The organism is Kitasatospora sp. NBC_01560 (genome assembly GCF_045208415.1).
In the GTDB taxonomy this organism is placed as follows: Bacteria; Actinomycetota; Actinomycetes; order Streptomycetales; family Streptomycetaceae; genus Kitasatospora.
In genome coordinates this window covers 180,505-195,812 of sequence record NZ_CP109364.1, presented here as the reverse complement: position 1 = coordinate 195,812, position 15,308 = coordinate 180,505, and the positions used below count along the sequence as shown (strand labels likewise).

General features: G+C 72.9%; 13 protein-coding genes and 2 pseudogenes. 4 read left to right on the top strand and 11 right to left on the bottom strand.

The features are described 5' to 3' along the window. Positions 1 to 137 precede the first annotated feature (137 nt). Entirely contained in the window at positions 138 to 1,136 is a 999-nt protein-coding gene (locus OH807_RS00920) for a hypothetical protein (protein WP_406192434.1), read from the top strand. A 36-nt stretch (positions 1,137 to 1,172) separates the two neighbouring features. Here the strand turns inward: OH807_RS00920 and OH807_RS00915 are convergent, their stop codons facing one another. The 4 genes from OH807_RS00915 to OH807_RS00900 form a co-directional block, all read right to left on the bottom strand. Further along, the gene (locus OH807_RS00915; RefSeq protein ID WP_406192431.1) at positions 1,173 to 1,298 is read right to left on the bottom strand and encodes a hypothetical protein; all 126 of its coding nucleotides are present in this window, start codon (positions 1,296 to 1,298) and stop codon (positions 1,173 to 1,175) included. Between the two features lie 230 nt (positions 1,299 to 1,528). Continuing rightward, on the bottom strand, positions 1,529 to 3,229 hold the full coding sequence (locus OH807_RS00910; protein ID WP_406192428.1) for a hypothetical protein: 1,701 nt from the start codon (positions 3,227 to 3,229) through the stop codon (positions 1,529 to 1,531). After that, positions 3,226 to 3,975, bottom strand: coding sequence for an ABC transporter ATP-binding protein (locus tag OH807_RS00905; RefSeq protein WP_406192425.1), 750 nt, complete (start codon positions 3,973 to 3,975; stop codon positions 3,226 to 3,228). The genes OH807_RS00910 and OH807_RS00905 overlap by 4 nt, the downstream gene beginning before the upstream one ends. A 124-nt stretch (positions 3,976 to 4,099) precedes the next feature. Continuing rightward, positions 4,100 to 4,429, bottom strand: a complete 330-nt coding sequence (locus OH807_RS00900) for a hypothetical protein (RefSeq protein ID WP_406192422.1) — start codon at positions 4,427 to 4,429, stop codon at positions 4,100 to 4,102. Positions 4,430 to 4,503: 74 nt separating this feature from the next. Here OH807_RS00900 and OH807_RS00895 point away from each other — a divergent pair. Continuing rightward, positions 4,504 to 4,632: pseudogene (locus OH807_RS00895) on the top strand (HU family DNA-binding protein); the annotation flags it as partial. 188 nt (positions 4,633 to 4,820) lie between these two features. Here OH807_RS00895 and OH807_RS00890 read toward each other — a convergent pair. After that, positions 4,821 to 5,117: a hypothetical protein gene (locus OH807_RS00890; protein WP_406192419.1), complete on the bottom strand. Its 297-nt coding sequence runs from the start codon at positions 5,115 to 5,117 to the stop codon at positions 4,821 to 4,823. Between the two features lie 294 nt (positions 5,118 to 5,411). Further along, positions 5,412 to 8,027: a class III lanthionine synthetase LanKC gene (gene lanKC, locus OH807_RS00885; RefSeq protein ID WP_406192416.1), complete on the bottom strand. Its 2,616-nt coding sequence runs from the start codon at positions 8,025 to 8,027 to the stop codon at positions 5,412 to 5,414. Between the two features lie 710 nt (positions 8,028 to 8,737). On the opposite strand from lanKC, the gene OH807_RS00880 reads away from it, so the two are divergent. Beyond that, positions 8,738 to 9,274, top strand: a complete 537-nt coding sequence (locus tag OH807_RS00880) for a hypothetical protein (protein WP_406192413.1) — start codon at positions 8,738 to 8,740, stop codon at positions 9,272 to 9,274. A 91-nt stretch (positions 9,275 to 9,365) separates the two neighbouring features. Here OH807_RS00880 and OH807_RS00875 read toward each other — a convergent pair whose 3' ends face one another. From OH807_RS00875 to OH807_RS00860, 4 genes and pseudogenes are all read right to left on the bottom strand, one after another. Next, the gene (locus OH807_RS00875) at positions 9,366 to 9,506 is read right to left on the bottom strand and encodes a hypothetical protein (RefSeq protein WP_406192410.1); all 141 of its coding nucleotides are present in this window, start codon (positions 9,504 to 9,506) and stop codon (positions 9,366 to 9,368) included. Positions 9,507 to 9,543: 37 nt separating this feature from the next. Then, positions 9,544 to 10,012 (bottom strand): annotated as a pseudogene (locus OH807_RS00870) (transposase family protein); the annotation flags it as partial. A gap of 174 nt (positions 10,013 to 10,186) precedes the next feature. Beyond that, positions 10,187 to 10,753 carry an RICIN domain-containing protein gene (locus tag OH807_RS00865; protein ID WP_406192406.1) on the bottom strand — a complete coding sequence of 189 codons (567 nt, stop codon included), beginning with the start codon at positions 10,751 to 10,753 and terminating at the stop codon, positions 10,187 to 10,189. A gap of 64 nt (positions 10,754 to 10,817) precedes the next feature. Then, positions 10,818 to 11,408, bottom strand: coding sequence for an RICIN domain-containing protein (locus OH807_RS00860; RefSeq protein WP_406192403.1), 591 nt, complete (start codon positions 11,406 to 11,408; stop codon positions 10,818 to 10,820). Positions 11,409 to 11,517: 109 nt separating this feature from the next. Here OH807_RS00860 and OH807_RS00855 point away from each other — a divergent pair, with 109 nt between their 5' ends. Next, complete coding sequence (locus OH807_RS00855; protein WP_406192400.1) at positions 11,518 to 12,504, top strand: winged helix-turn-helix domain-containing protein; 987 nt, start codon at positions 11,518 to 11,520, stop codon at positions 12,502 to 12,504. A 430-nt stretch (positions 12,505 to 12,934) separates the two neighbouring features. Here the strand turns inward: OH807_RS00855 and OH807_RS00850 are convergent, their stop codons facing one another. Next, complete coding sequence (locus OH807_RS00850; RefSeq protein ID WP_406192397.1) at positions 12,935 to 14,854, bottom strand: SMI1/KNR4 family protein; 1,920 nt, start codon at positions 14,852 to 14,854, stop codon at positions 12,935 to 12,937. Positions 14,855 to 15,308: the final 454 nt, after the last annotated feature.

Genomic DNA, 15,308 nt, shown 5'->3' with positions numbered 1-15,308 from the left:
TGCGGGAATCGTTTCCCCGACCGGCAGCCCGGGTACGGGCACCGGCTGCTGCGCCGCCCACGAGCCGGCCCCGCCTCCGTCCTGGGGCGGGGCGGCTGGGATACTCGGCCCGATCGTTGATCGTTCGGGGGGACACCGTGCTGACCTGGTCTGTTCGTGCATCCGCAGCGCTCGCGTACGCCGCGATGGCGGTGGTGGTCCTGTGGACGGCCGGGCTGCCCGGCGGTGCCGCCCCGTACGGGGGCGGGCCGGTCACCGCCGTCTGGGTGGCGGGCGGTCTGCTCTGGCTCCGGGTCGTCGCGCTCTGGGTCTGGTGGTCGGACGAGGAGTACTCCTGGGTGTCGGGCCTGGCGGCCCGCCGCAGGACCGTCTCGCTGCTCAAGGCCGTGCGGCCCGGCCGGCTCCGGGCCCGTGACCGGAGCCGCAGGAAGTACCGGAGCCGCAGTCCGTTCGACTTCGGGAGCCGCTGGTGGGTGTACGTCCGTCAGTCGGCGGTCTGGCTGCTGCTCCCGTTCGCCTGCGCGGCCCTGGCGGGGTTCGCGCAGGCGAACGAGTCCGAGACGGTCCGCTCGGTGGTCCGCGCCGGGGCCGCGGTCTCCGTCGCCACGGTGGTGGAGGCGCACGACGTCGTCGAGAACACCAGCGAAGGGTCGACCATCGGCTACTTCTCGAAGCTGACACTGGCCCTCCCCGGCGGCGGCACCGTCCGGGCCGAGGGCGCGTACACGCCGCGGGAGCCGGAGCCGGACGACAAGGTCGAGGTGCTCTGGGCGCCCTCCGCACCGGAGTTGGGCGGCAGGGTGCACTACGAGATCAAGATGTCGCGCTACCTCGACCGGGAGTGGGGACTGACCCGCGCCGACCTGCCCGCGCTGGCGATCGGCATGGTCCTGGTCCTCGCGTTCGTGGTCACGCTGGGCTGTGCCGCGGAGGAGGACGGGCTCGACGACGTCGCCTGGCGACCGGTGGCCCAGACGGTGCACGCGGTGGTGGTGAGCGGCGTCCTGCTCGCCGCGCTGCCCTACCTGGCCGGCACGGCAACGGGCCGCGAGGGTGCGACAGCGCTGCTCTACCTCGGCTCCCTCGCCCTGCTCTTCCTCTACATCGGGATGTACCTGCGAACCCTGCTGGACTGACGCCCGGCCGTGCCCGGCGCGGCACGCCCGCCGCGGTCACGCGTCCGCCTCGGCCGCCAGGAAGGCGAGCCCGACGAGATCGCCTACCACGGACGTAGTCGCGCATCCGACGGCGCGGCTCCACGCGGCCGAGGTGAACGCCAACGCGGAGGAAGAGATCATCGAGCTCACGGTCCCACCGCTGGGCTTCCAACTCATTGATCACGGCCGGAGGCTGCCCCGGCGTTGCCACTACCAACACCGCTTGCAGACGATCGAGGGGCGGTCTCATGAAGACCGCCCCTGACAGATCATCCGCCCGCTACACTCCCACTCCCACTCCCACCCCTAGGCCGTTGACCAGCGGAAATGGAGAAGTTCGGCTGGAGTACCAGGAGGCCATGTCTCTCCGGTCATCGGATCGTTGGCTTGGCATGTCCCCTGCTCATCTTCGCTGCCCTGGCCTGGGCCCAGCGCAGCAGTAGGACCGCAACCACCACCGCCATCAGGGCGGCTTTGCCGACCGGTACGCTCGCTCCGCCGCGCAGTGCGGAGGAGAACATCGGCGTCAGCGCGGCCACGCCAACGGCGGGCCCGGCTGCGTACCAGGCGGCGAACAGCACTGGGCCTGTCCCGCCGCCCGCGCCCTGGGCCGGGGAGAACATCAGGTCCTTGCGCAGGACCCCACGGCAGGCGTTCACCAGCCCGGCCGCGACCAGTGCCGGTGCGGCGGCCGGTGCGAGCCAGGCTGCCGGGCCCGTACCCGTTGCCAGCAACGCCCCGGTACAGGCCAGCCCGAGCAGAACCCCGGCCAGCGTCGGAACGATGGCATGGCGCAGCATCAGAGCGGCGAACGGATAGGGCGACCAGGAGGCCCGTCGGACGTCGTCCGTCTCGATCCGGGCCGGTTCCAGGAACTGTGCGACGGCCAGGTAGCCGAACACCAGGGCGACGGCGGTGGCCAGCCAGGACAACCCGCCCGTGGCGCTGTGCGCGAGTACGGCGCAGAGCAGGGCCGGCACCGCCAGCACCACCGCGCGACCCAGCCGGGCGGGGGAGCGCAGCAGGGCGAGGGTGTCGCGCCACGGGACCACCAGCCAGGCGCGCCGCGGCGCCGGCAGCCGGACCCGGCGTTGCCGGGCGCTGCGGTTGGCGCTGTTCACTGCCAGTCGTGCGCTGCGCAGCTCGACCGTCCGGAGCGCGGCCAGCACCCCGGCGGCCGTCCTGGCCCGTTCCCGCAGTCGGGCCAGTGGCACCGTTGGTGCGGCCCGGTCGGCGAGTACCAGGGCGCCACCGGTGGACACCAGCAGGAGCGCGGCGGCCACCCAGTTGCCCGCCACGGCGGCCGGGGTCGGCGCCAGTGCGGCGATCGCGGCCCAGCCCCACGGTCCCGACCACATTTCGACCAGTTCCAGCCAGTGCACCGGGTGTCCGGCGACGGCCAGTGCGCTCTGCCCGGCCAGCGCGATGATCAGCAGTGTCAGACACGGAGTGAGGCGGCGCACCCAGTGGGCTGCGCGGTCGCTGCGCTCCACCACCAGCGCGGCGCTGGTGGCCAGCAGCGGCAGGCAGAGCCCGCCGAGCAGGCACCAGCCGAGCGCGGCCGGGAGGCCGACCCGAACGGTCAGCCCGAGCGCGATCATGCCGCCGACCGCCGCCACCAGGCCGGGGAAGGCGGCCACGGCGCAGGACAGCCAGAACCACGGGCGGAGAACCGGTCGGGGCCGGACGGGGTGGACAAGCAGCCAGTCGGTCGCCGCCCGGGGTGGCACCACCGGGCCGCGCCACAGGCCGTCCCTGACCAGCAGGAGGAAGGTGAGCAGCCCGATCGCGGTGATGCCGGCGGGCATGGCGGCGAGCAGATCGCCGCCGTGGCCGGTGTAGTCGGCGCCCATGGATGCCTGGAGGAACAGGCCGAGGCTTGGCACGCCGCCCCAGATGATCAGGATGAGTACCACGCAGTAGACGGCGAAGCCGACCGACTTGGCGCGGTTGCGTCGGTGGGGCGCGCGCAGGGCGCGGAGCAGGGCGAGTGTCTCGTCGGTCCAGTCGTCGTCGTCCGTCCAGGCTTCGACGGCGGGGCCGGGGTCGGTTTCCGGGAGGGTGGTGGTCACCGGGCACTCGCCGAGCCTGCAGCGGTGCGGGCTGCGAGATCCGCCGCCAGCACCTTGCGGGTCGCGCCCTGCTTCAGGATCTTGCCGTCCTCCAGCACCACCACCCGGTCGGCCACGTCCAGGGCGAGGTCGGTGTGGTGGGTGACGAGCAGTACCGCGACACCGTCGGCCAGTTCTGCCTTGAGCAGATCGGCGAGGTGTCGGCGGGCGTCGGGGTCCAGCCGCTGCTCGGGCTCGTCCAGCAGCAGCAGATCGCGCGGGCGCACCAGCGCGCAGGCCAGCAACAGGGCCTGCATCTGTCCCGAGGAGAGGGCCGAGGGCAGTGCTTCGGCCCGTGCGGTGAGCATCCGGTCGGTCAGTACCTGGGAGACCCAGTCGGGCGCATCGGCGACCCCGTGCGCGACCGCGACCAGGAGCAGGTGTTCGCGGACGGTCAGGTCGGGGTAGCAGGCGACGGTGTCGCCGACCACCGCCACCCGGGCCCGGACCCGGGGGTCGTTCTCGTCCATCGTGATGCCGTCGAAGACCACGGTGCCCTTGCTGGGCGCGTCGCGTCCGGCCGCGACCCTGAGCAGGGTCGACTTGCCCGATCCGTTGTGTCCGAGCAGAGCCACGCACTCTCCGGCGGCCAGCGACAGGCTCATCGGGTGCAGCACCTCCCGCTCGTCGTACGAGCGGCTGACGCCGGTCAGCTGCAGCAGGGGCTTGCGGGCTGCGGCACGTGGTTCGGCGGCGTTCTTGGCCATGGGGGAGGGCGCCTCTCAACGGGGTGTCCGGCCACACTACCGATCCGTCGGCGGTTACCCGGGTGAGGGTGGCAGGCAGCTTCTTCGGGCGAAGTTGCGTGAACCCGCGGTCCGCCTGATCAGGTCACGGACTCATCCGGCAGCCGCCGGCGAACGCGGACTCGTCCAGGCCCCGGCGCTGCTCGTCGGTGAGCTTGCCCCACTCCACCGCGCACAGCACGTCGGTGACCTCCTGGGCGCGGCTCCGGATGAGAATGCCGTGCACCCGGCCGAGGTCGGCGGACCGCTTCACCTTCGCGTCGTACGCCTGAATCCACTCGGGGCTGCCCTCGGTCGGTCCGGCCGGCGGCTTCGGGTCTCCGGCGAACGTGACGACCGCGCCGACAATCGCACCCAGCACCACCAGCGCACCGCCGGCCTCTACGGCAATCCGCCGCCGCCCCGTGATCTTCATGAACGGGACGCTAGCAGGGCACCTGTGGAGTCGGCGGACCGCCTGCGGAGTCCTCCCAGGTCGATGCGTCCGTACGGCTGGGCGATGTCGGCTACTTCTCGGCGGGGGATCGCGCGGCCGGTACCGGCCGGAACCCGGCGACCGGGGAGACCAGGCAGATCGCGGGGCACACGGTGGTGATGTTCCGCGCCGGTAAGGCGCTCAAGGACTTCGTCAGCCACTGCTGTGCTGCACGGCCCCGGCCCGGCGGGGCGGGGCCGCGCAGCAAGCGGGGGCGCCCTCGCAACTCACGCAGCACAGGTCCGCCGGGCCGCCGAGCTCCTGTGTCCGGTGTCGCGGTGGTCGGCCGGTCGCCGCGTTGTGGCGAGCCGGTCCGGTCGGGGCCGTGCTGTCAGCGGGCGGACCAGATCGGGCAGTCGGGCGTGTGGAGGGTCAGGAAGACCACGGTCCCGCCGTCGGTGACGTGCCGGTCGCGGGAGACGGTGCAGCACATCACCGGTGCCGGAGGCAGTGCCCGGAACGCGGCAGGGGCTTCGTCCCGGTCGGGCAGGGCGGTTTGCGGCCACGCGGGCTCCGCGGTCGGCGGCGCGGGCCGGCGGAGGGAGGTCCGGCGTCGGGCCTGCTCGACAGGTACGCCGAGAGCGCGGGCACGGGCGTGGAGACGGCGGCGGTCGCGGCGTTCGGACATAGGTGACACCCTGCACCCTCCCACCCCTTTCACGCCAATGGTCCGGCGGGCGCTGCCGGATCGGTCTACCCGCAGGCGCTGTGTCCCGGGGCCGGCGTCGAAGCGGTTCCCTTTCCGGTCAGGACCCCGGCCGGGCCCCTGACCGGGGCCAGGGGCGGGGCCGGGGCCCGGGCCGGGGTCAGTAGGTGTCGTTGTCGATGAACGAGCTGGCGTAGATGCTGAAGCAGGGGAAGGGGTAGGCCTCCTCCGCCTGCTCGGTCTGGAGTTCCAGCTGCTGGAGGGCGAGGATCTCGGTCATGGACGGTTGCCTTCGCTTTCCTGGGGGTGGGCGGGATCCAGGGTGAACCAGTCGTCACCCGGGCCGTGGAGGGCGCGGTGCAGCGCCAGCAGGATCCCGGCGCTGCCGCTGGCCACGTCGGCGCTGAACCGGAGCGAGCCCGTGCCGAGCCAGCGGACGCCGTCACCGTGCGGGACGGCGTACTTGAGAAGCCCGGTCGCGAGCCGGAGCGCATCCTGGCGGTCGGCGTCGTCCCGGGTGAAGTCGGCGTGTTCGGCGAGCAGGTAGACCAGTCCGGCGAAGCCGTCGTGCAGGCCGGCCTGCATCGCGCTGACCTTGCGGGCGTCGGCGATGACGCGGGGCAGGGCCGTGGTGAGGCGTTCGTCCGCCGAGGTGGTGCCGGCGTAGTGCAGCAGGACGGTGCCGATTCCGGCGGATCCGGTGGCCAGGTAGGGCATGACGCGTCGGTTCACGGCGTTGTCCGCGAAGGAGAGGGAGCCGTCGGGCAGCGTCACCGCGCGGTCCAGCTCCTCGTGGAGCAGTGCGCATCCCGCCGCCAGGTAGCGCTGTTCGCCCGTCTCGCGGCTGAGGTGGTGGAGGAAGAGTGCCAGTCCGGAGCGGCCGTGGAACAGGCCGCGGGCGTCGTGGGCGCCGAGGGTCGGCCCCAGGTCGTCCGCGGCGTACCGCAGGAGCGCGTCGCCGGCGGCGGCCGCCCGCTCCAGGTGGTGGGGGTCGCGGGTGCGCCGGTGCAGGGCGAGCCAGGCCAGGCCGACCCCGGCCCGCCCGCCGGCCAGCGTGGTCGTGGTGGTCGTGAGCGGGTGGCCGTCGGCTGCGCGCAGCAGGTCGAGCGCCTCGTCGAGGTGCCCGGTCCGGGCCAGGGCCCGTCCGACGCCGGCCGAGCCGACGGCCAGTCCGGGGGGCAGCGCGTCCCCTGTCGCGAGCGCGTCCTTGCGCAGCCGCTTGCGGACCTCGTCCGGGACGGCGATACCGGCCCGGTGCAGGGCGTGCACCACGCCCGCCGTTCCGTACGCCACGCACACCGTGTTGGTGCGGAACGCTTGGGGCGACGGCGGGAAGGCCCAGTCGGGCCGGTCGGTGTCCGCCAGGGCGAGGAGCCCCGACGCGGTTCTCTCGGCGAGCCGGGCCAGGCACCCCAGCGGATCGGCGTCCACCTCCCCGGGGTCGGGCAGCGACGACATGCGGTCCGCGCCGGACCCGCCGGACGGTTGGAAGGCGGTGGCCCGTTGCCACAGGTCGTCCGGCACCGGCGTCCGCGCCGCCAGGTCGCGCCGCAGCAGGGCGAAGTTGGCAGGCGTCAGCTGGGGCGCGTTGTGGAAGGGCGCCAGCAGGGTGAGCACGAGGGCCGACAGGCCGTAGCGGTCGGAGAGGAGCGGGTCGGCGCGGTGTTCGGCAGCCAGGCCCGGGGGCGGTGCGAACCCCGGGGTGCCCATCCGGGCGGGGCGGGCGTCCAGCGCGGTCACGGACTCGAAGTCGACGAGCCTGGCCTCCCCGGCGGGGGTGACGATGACGTTTCCGGGGCTGACGTCGCCGAACCGCAGCCCCAGTGCGTGGAGCCGGCCCAGGGCCACGTCCAGGGAGGCGAGGAGGCGGCGGCAGTCGCCGTGGTACCGGTCGAAGTCCGCGGCGGGCCGGTTGGCCAGCAGGACGGGCGACGAGCGGTTGATCCACTGCACCAGCGGGATTCCCTCGACGTGCTCCATGACCAGGAAGTCGTGCTCCCACTCGGTGAATCGCTCCAGCGGTTCGGGGCACACGCCCGCGGCTGCCGCGTGGACGGCGGCCAGGGTGTCGTACTCCCGGTGCAGCCGTTCCCGGGCGCTGACGCCGTCCCAGGTGTAGCCGTTGTGCGGGCGTGCCTCCTTGATGAGGACGAGGCGCCCGGTGCGGGTGTCGCGGGCCCGGTAGGCGCCGCCGGCGTTGCTGGGCTGCAGCACCTTGACGATCTCGTAGTCGCGGATGCGGATCTTGCCCCGGTGCGCGGCCGGCTCCCGGTCCACGAAGGGGTCGCTGACGCCGTCGGGCAGGACGAAGTACGGCAGTCGCACGTCCGGCACGTCGTGCCCGTGGCCGTCGGCGAGCAGCGGCTCCGCGGTGCCGTCGGGCAGCAGCCGGCTGCGGTGGCCGAACGCGCCGTAGCGGTAGTGGACCGTCCGGGAGTCCCGGTAGCGTCGGTCGCTGAGGACGTAGGCGCCCTCCTCGCCGTCCAGGGCCTCGGCGAGGAGGGCGAGGAGCCGTTCGGCGGCCGGGGTGTCCGGCGGGTACACGGCGCAGAACTTGCCCGACTGGGACCGGGCGCCGTGCTTGTGGTGGAGGGCGAGGAAGAAGAAGTGCGCCGACACGTGCTTGAACGGCACTCTCTCGGCGAAGCAGGTGTCCGCCACCGTGTCGAGGACGTGCTGGGCCCGCTCCGGGCGCGCCGACACGTGGATCTTCCAGCCCTGCGCGGCACGGCGGGCCCCGGGCCCGCTCCACCCTGTCCAGATGCCCCGGTCGCTTCCGTGCCAGCCGGACGCGACCCGCACGGGCGCGAAGCGCCGGCCGGGGTCGGCCACCGTGCCGAGCGGCGCGTAGAACTGCTCGTCGGCGAGGGCGTCGGACAGTGCGTCGAACAAGAGGGTCCCCTTCTCGTGGTCGTTCGTCCGCCAGGGGCCGCGGTCGGGTTGCCGTACGACCGTGGGCGGGCGGCGGTCCGGAGTCCGTGGTCCCGCCGGGTGGTCCGCCGTCGCGCGAGGAGCCGTCCGACGCGCCTCCCCGGTCCGTCCGCGTTCGCCGGAACGGCCGTCGCCCCGATGGAGGGGACGCTAGGTACGGCGGGTTCGACAACGGTTCGGCAGCGGTATGGGAACGCTTGTCCGGTCCGGCGCCGCCGCTCGGTGCCGCCGCTAGGCACCGCTGTACCGCGAGCACCCTGCCGCCCGCGCCCGGCGGGCGGCGTCGGCCCGCCACGAACCCACCGGGCCGCAGCCGAGCGTGGTCGGGCCGACGCCTGCCCGACCATGATGGTGGCGGCGATCGGCTGACATGAACCGGAGTAAACGCGCACAGGTGTGTAGACGGTGGTCGGCGGAATGATCAACCGGGGACGGAGCATCGGGCCGACGACCCACCGTGCGTGCTAGAACCTTCGACGGCGGCGAACGCTCACCCGCGACCACCGCCGTCGGCACCGTGCATCCATCGGCAACTCCTCCACCACCGAGGGAGTCTCATGTCCATCGCACGAACCGCACGAACCGCACGAACCACACGAACCGCGCGAGCGACTCGAGCTGCGCGTACCGTTAGGTCCGCCCTGCTCGCGGCCCTCGCCGCGCTGGCGCTGTTGCTCTCCGGCGCGGCCGCCACCACGCCCGCCTCCGCCGCCACGACCGGGCTGGACGGCGTGTGGGCCTGTGACGTCCCGGCCGGCTACGTCTACGACCAGGTGTCCATGAACCGCAGCTGTAGCGGCGGCGGCACCTGGAACTCGCCGCAGTTCCACCTGCGCACGCCCGTCGACGGCCTGACCGCGTGCATCAGCACCCCGGCCTTCGTCTACGACTCCATCTCCTGGGGCTACGCGTGCAGCCAGCAGTCCGGCGTGGTCTCCAACGCCTACCACCTGCGGACCCCGTACGACGGCCTCACCGCCTGCGTGGGGACCCCCGCCTTCACCTATGACTTCGTCGGCCGCAGCACTTCCTGCAGCCTGCTGTACGGAAGCGGGGTCCCCTCCACCACCTTCCACCTCCGTACGCCGGTCAACGGAATGTGGGCGTGCGACGTCCCCCGGGGCTGGACCTACAGCGCCACCACCTCGAACCTGGACTGCGCCGGCATCCAGGGTGTGCCGACCACCAAGTTCCGCCTGGTCGGCTGAGTGCGAGTTGTCGGTCCGTCCCCGTCTGGACTCGACGTTCCGGTGTTGACGGCGCAGGAACTACCAGCCCGGCCCGGACAGTCCGCTACGCCTACTCCGCGCCGTGTTCGGCGCGCTGTGCGAGCTGGCCCGGGGTCAGCTTCGCCCGGCGGGCCTTCTGGTTGTTGAGCCAGGTGCCCAGCGCGAAATGAGGTACGGCCGCCTGCTCCTCACTGCCCGGCCCGGCCTCCACGGCCTCTACCGGCTCCTTGTGCGGGCGGGGCACCCCGGGTGGTGCCGGCGCATGCTGCGGGCAGGCCGGAGGCGCACCAGACATGGGCGTCGGCCTTGTTGCCCGGGGCCGGACGCGCGGTGGCGACCACGAGTCGGGTGTCGGCGTCGATGACGACCTGCACGTTCGCCGAGAAACGGTAGTTGCGGCTCGACGCACCGACCGTGCTGTCCCGCACCGGGATCAGGGTGCCGTCCACGATCCACAGCCGCTCCACGCCCGCGACCGAGCGTGGAGCGGCTTCCAGAGCCAAGAACAAGCCCAGGCGCTGGACGATGCGGCACCGTTGCCGTCGAGATCCCGAACAACGGCGCCGGCTGCCGCATCGTGAGATTCGTGCGGTAGTACACGGCCACCAGCAGGATCCGGTCCGCCAGTGGCAGGCACCACGGCCTGCCACCGCCCGGCCCGTTCCCACCGCGCTCACGCACGACGCGGACCAGGCCCTCGAACTGCCGCACCCGCAGACCTTGGTTCTTTAGGGCGAGCTGGTTGACGGCCCGGACGAGGGCGGCGCGGTCGGAGCGGAGTTGGGCGATCTCCTGGTCGGCCCCTCGCCCGGTGAGGGCGAGGGGCGCGGCTCCGGTGGGTCGTCTCGCGGCTTCGTGGGGGAGGAGCCGCGAAATGCCGGCCGCTGGCGGTCAGGCGGAGGTCGTCCACCGTTGCTCGGCGCCGCCGTAGCAGGACCATTGGACGACCGGGGCACCCGGCGTCGTGCTCGAGGCGCCGACCGCGGCGCACAGGCCGCTCGCCCGGTTCCGCATCTGGGCGAAGCCGGTGTCGGGGTTCCGGTCGAAGTACCAGGTCTGCTCCGCCCCCTTGTCGCAGCCGTACTGGATCAGCTGGACGCCGGCGTTCGGCGAACTCGCCGGATCGGCGAGGCACTTGCCGCTGTTCTTGTTCACGATCTCGTAGCCGCCGCCGGAGTTCGGCATGGGGTAGAGGCCCCAGTACTGCTCGGCGCCGCCGTAGCAGGACCACTGGATGATCCCGGCTCCGCCCGCCGTGCTCCCGGCGCCGACCGACAGGCAGTGCTGGCTGTTGTAGTTCCAGAGCTCCACGATCTCCCCGTTCCTGAGCGAGGGGGACGCGTTCGCGGTCGGTGCCGCCGCCGAGGCCGGCGTCACCCCAACCGCGAACGCGATCGCGGCGGCGAATCCCACGGCCCCCACGCCGATCTTCCTCCGGGTGCGTTCCACTGCATTCATGCGTGTTCCCTCCTTGTCGAGACGTGCTGTTCACCGGGCACCGGCGCCGACGGCGTCGAAGACGTCACGCGGTCCGGATGTCCCACCACTGCTGGGACTGGAAGTTCTTGCCCCACAGCTGGGCCTGGGCGCCGTTGCCGGGGACGTCGGTGTCGCGGTCCAACACGGTGTTCTTGCCGTTGCTGAAGCGGACGTTGTAGATGGCCTGGTCCCCGGAGGGGTGGTACCACTGCTGCTGGGTGGTGCCGTTGCACTGCCACAGCTGCACCCGGGTGCCGTTGCCGCCGGCGCCGTTGGTGTCGGCGTCCAGGCACATGCCCGGGAACCGGACGCTCCGCAGGCTGCCGTCGCCGGACAGCAGCCACTCCTGCTGGGAGGTGCCGTTGCACCCCCACACCTGGACCTTGGTGCCGTTGCCGCCGGCGGTGGCGTCGGCGTCCAGGCACTGGCCCGGGGTCGCCCGGTACAGGCTGTAGATCCGGACGTGGATGCCCGAGGTGAGGGAGCCCGCCCGGGCGCCCGGCGCCCGGCCCTGCTCCCAGGCCACGTGGTGGGCGGCAGGCTCGGCGGCCCGGGCGGATTCCGCGCTGGTGGAAGCGACGGTGAGGGCTGCCACAACGGTCGCGACGGCGGCCAGCTTTTTGTGAACGATCACGGGTCCTGGATTCCTCTCGGGGCCGGTCTGTGCGGTGAATCCAGGAAACTCCATGCCGATTGACGGGTCGAATGATTCGATTTCTTTCGAAGGAAATGACGATGGGGGCATGCGTGTGATCCGGATCCGCCTGGGCGCCCGGGGGCTGGGGGCCGTGAGGTTCGCAGTCTCACCAGTGGGCTCGGCCAAGGACCTGCTCCGCCTCGTCGGCTCAGGCCCGGGCACCCTGACCCCGCCCTGGCGGACCAGGGCCACGGACGCACTGACCCGGCACCGGCTGGGTCTGCTGGCCGTAGTCGGCGCGGGAGGCCCCCTCGGTTACGCCCCGGACTTCCTGCGGCCGGAACCCCCGGCCTTCCTGACCGACATCGACTCCGCGCTGCACCAGATCGCGACGACCCCGCAGGAACGGATCCGCTACGAGCTGGCGGAGGCCCTCAACGGCCACTCCTGGGAGCCCGGTTCCGGCCACTCGGCGCCGCGGCGGCTCCTGCGGGCCCTCGACCGGGGGGAGGACCGCTTCGCGCACCGACTCGCCGACGAGATGGCGCGGTTCTGGCACGCTGCACTGAACCCCTTGTGGCCGGCCATCCGCGCCCGACTGGAAGCCGACGTCACCGCCCGGGCCTCCGAGATCGCCCAGTACGGGCTCGCCGAGGCCCTCAACCAGCTGGCCCCGAACCTGGAATGGCGCGACGGCGAACTGCTCGTCCACCTCCTCACGGACAGCATCCACCGGCTGACGCTGGACGCGGAAGCGGTGGTTCTCACGCCGAGCGTCTTCGTCGATCGGGCCCTCTTCTGCGCCGGGGAACCGCCCGGGACGCCGGCGCCGCGCACTCCGCTCATCGTCTATCCCGCCGCGCGGGTCGACTGTCTCCCGCCCGTCCAGGACCATCCGCTGATCGGGGCGATGCGGCGCAAGCTCCTGGCCGAGCTCGGCCAACCGCTTTCCACGACGGAAATCGCCCAGCGGCTCTACCTGAGTCCGGCCACCGTCTCCTACCACCTGCAGATCCTCCACCGGGCCGGGCTCGTTACCCGTGTCCGCCGGTCCCGGCACGTGCTCTACCAGCGACTCGGGGGAGCGGTGTAGGTCTACCGGCCGCGCCCGCCCGGCTCTCATCGTCCGTGCCCGGCGGCCGTCGATGACATCCGCCGCTTTCCGGCAGGCGTAACAGGCGTTCTCCCGTTCCGGCCGCCATCCATGGTCGGACGGCGACATACCGGCTTCCCGAACTTTGCCGAGCGTCCTGTCGAGGATGCCTGCCGCCTGCCTGCTGGCGCTCGGTCGTCGGCCCGCGGGCCCGACCCTGCCGGCCGACCGCCTCGTCGTCTGCTGCCGGCCTCACACTCCCGGCTCCGCACCGGTCGGGCCGCCGTTCGCTGTCCCGGCTCCGGCGTCTCCTCGGGCGCCATGGCCGGTCCCGAGGCGGGCGACGGTGGGTGTGGCGACAGACGGGCGGCCGGCAGGCGGACAAGGAGGTTGTAGGGAGGGTGGTGTGTGCCGCAGTGGGCTACAGGGGTCAGCCGATGCTGATTGTCGTGTACGTCTCTCCGGGGCCAGGCGGGCGGCTCCAGGAGAGCGACTCGAAGGTGTGCAGCCGGCCTTCGGCGAGAGCGAGGCGGGGCACGGTGACACCGTGGAGGTGGGCGATGGCGTCCAGGGCGCGGGCTGCGGCCTCGGCCTGGCCTTCCGTGTCGGGGCCGTCGAACCCGAGGGCGGGCGGGGCCAGTTCGGCGGGAACGGCGCCGGAGGTGGCTTCGAGCGTTCCGCCGCGTACGGTGATCGCGTAACGCTGCGTGCCGCCCTCGGCGGCCGACACGTGGAACACCGAGGTGCCTCGGCGTCGCTCGTGCCAGATCACGATCGCCCGGCCGCCGCCGGCCGAGGCTGCCGGCGCGGGAGAGACGAAGCGTGCGGTGTCGAAGCCGGCGGACGGGTCCTGTTCGAAGGCGAAACTCCAGCCCTGCCCGGCCCGTCCGACGCTGAGCAGCGCTTTGTCGTCGTAGCCGGAGATGACCAGCCGGCCGGGGGGTCGGTAGTGTCGGCCGACATCCCACTGCCGCAGGGGCGCAGAGAGCACCGCTGCGGGCGATGAGCCGAGCAGGGCAGGCAGCTCGTCCGGGGCGACGCCTTCGACGAGGATCATCCGGTAGTCGCCGATCGATGTCTGCCAGGGGCGCAGCCCGCCGGGCCGGACGAGCCAGGACAGGCCGTCGGGGTTCCGGTCGCCGGCGGGGGCCGGGGCCGGGCCGCTCTCGCCGCCGCGCGGGGTCCGCAGGAGTTCGAGGCTCCGTTCGGCGGTCAGCACCGGGGCGAGCAGGGGGTCTGCGAGCAGGCCCACCGGTGCGATGTGGCCGGGGCCGAGCGGTTCCCACGACGGGATCGCGGCACGCAGAACCTGCCAGGCGGCATCGGTGTCGCCCCACCGGGCCTGCTCGCGGGCCTCGTGGACGGCCTCGCCGAACGCTCCGCCGGGCCGGTAGCGGTGTGTCCCCTCGCGTACGGCCCGCAGGATGTCGGCCGCGGCCTGCGCGGTATCGGGGAAGGTCCCGGGGTCGGAGTAGTGCCAGTTCTCTGCGGGCCGGCCGCTCGTGAGCAGATCGGCGGCCTTCAGGGGGAGCTGCTCGCTGATGAAGCGGGGGTTGTCGGGGTGCGGCGGCTGGACCCCGACCCCGCGCAGCCCGTCCAGCTGTGTGATCTGTTCGAGGAGTTCGAGTGCGTACGGCCGACCGTACTTCTGTGCTTCCGCCAGCAGGGTGGCCGCCTCTTGGTGCCGCCCGCGCAGTGCCGCGGTCCGGGCCCGGGCCACGGCGTCGTCCTGGGCCCGGGTCGTGCTGTTGACGAATGCGGGGCCGTCCTCCTGCTTCCGGGCGGGGGCGTGCGTGTGGAACTCCTGATGCATGGCGATCATGAACGCCGCGAACGACGGATACCGCTCGGGGTCCGCGGCCCGCCAGGAGGCCCACACCCGCACTGCCCATTCGCCGTCCGGCCCCACGTCCTGAGGGTCGAGCAGCACGAACGTGATGTCCGACTCGACGTCCAGTTGGAGCGCCCGGGACCACAGGCCCACCTGAGCCCGCACTTCCCCGGGGTTGTCCTCCTCGCCCCAGGCTTCGTCGAATTCCTCACCGAGGCTCATCGCGTCGTTGTGCCAGTGCGCCTCTCGGGTACCAGCCAGTTTCCAGACGAACGCGCCGGCGTGCCGCCAGCCGTTGCTGACCCGCAGGAACTCCCGGTAGGAGGGCGGCAGTGCGCGGCCGAGCCGGTCCTCCATCGCGGCGATGTCCGCCTCGGTGGCGGGGTCGGCGCCGAGCCATCCGCGCCGCCGCGCCGCGGCATCGTCGGGACTCAGCGCCTCGGCGTGCCTGTGCGAGTCCGCCCACTCCTCGCTCCACCGGGTCAGGAAGGTTCGCCAGTCGACATGTCCGATGTCCATGCCGGTGATCCTCGCAGCGGGCACCGACAACGGGGTGCCGCGACGTCACCTGCCTCCGTAGGCTCCACAAGCCGTCGATCTGCACGCGCGGGGCCTCGGCCCGGCGCCGCTCCCATGCCCGGGCCGGTGGTTGTCCTGCCTCCTGCTGGCCGGTCCCGACTATTGCTGGGCCGGGCTGGTCCGTCGCCGCCTGTGCCGGCCGGCGCTGGGTCGGCCTGTCCTGGCGGCGTCGGCCGTCATCGTTCCGTGGGCGCCGTTCGGCCGCTGTCCGGGCCGTTGTCCGGTCGTCGGTGCGGGCTTTCGTCGGGTCGGGGGCCGAGCCTTACTCTCCTGCTGGCCGGTGCCCGGCCTGGCCTGACGCCGGCTTCGGCTTCGGGCTCGGTGCCGCGCCGGCCCGGTCCCGCCGCCGGCTCGGCCGTTGTTCAGTCCTGCCTGTGGACGGGGCGTTGTTGTG

What these genes read in the sequence shown, in the direction of transcription:
- OH807_RS00915 (WP_406192431.1), bottom strand. Translation starts at nt 1,298, where the DNA reads ATGATCTCTTCCTCCGCGTTGGCGTTCACCTCGGCCGCGTGGAGCCGC.
- OH807_RS00855 (WP_406192400.1), top strand. Translation starts at nt 11,518, where the DNA reads ATGCGTGTGATCCGGATCCGCCTGGGCGCCCGGGGGCTGGGGGCCGTG.
- OH807_RS00865 (WP_406192406.1), bottom strand. Translation starts at nt 10,753, where the DNA reads ATGAATGCAGTGGAACGCACCCGGAGGAAGATCGGCGTGGGGGCCGTG.
- OH807_RS00900 (WP_406192422.1), bottom strand. Translation starts at nt 4,429, where the DNA reads ATGAAGATCACGGGGCGGCGGCGGATTGCCGTAGAGGCCGGCGGTGCG.
- OH807_RS00890 (WP_406192419.1), bottom strand. Translation starts at nt 5,117, where the DNA reads ATGTCCGAACGCCGCGACCGCCGCCGTCTCCACGCCCGTGCCCGCGCT.
- OH807_RS00905 (WP_406192425.1), bottom strand. Translation starts at nt 3,975, where the DNA reads ATGGCCAAGAACGCCGCCGAACCACGTGCCGCAGCCCGCAAGCCCCTG.
- OH807_RS00850 (WP_406192397.1), bottom strand. Translation starts at nt 14,854, where the DNA reads ATGGACATCGGACATGTCGACTGGCGAACCTTCCTGACCCGGTGGAGC.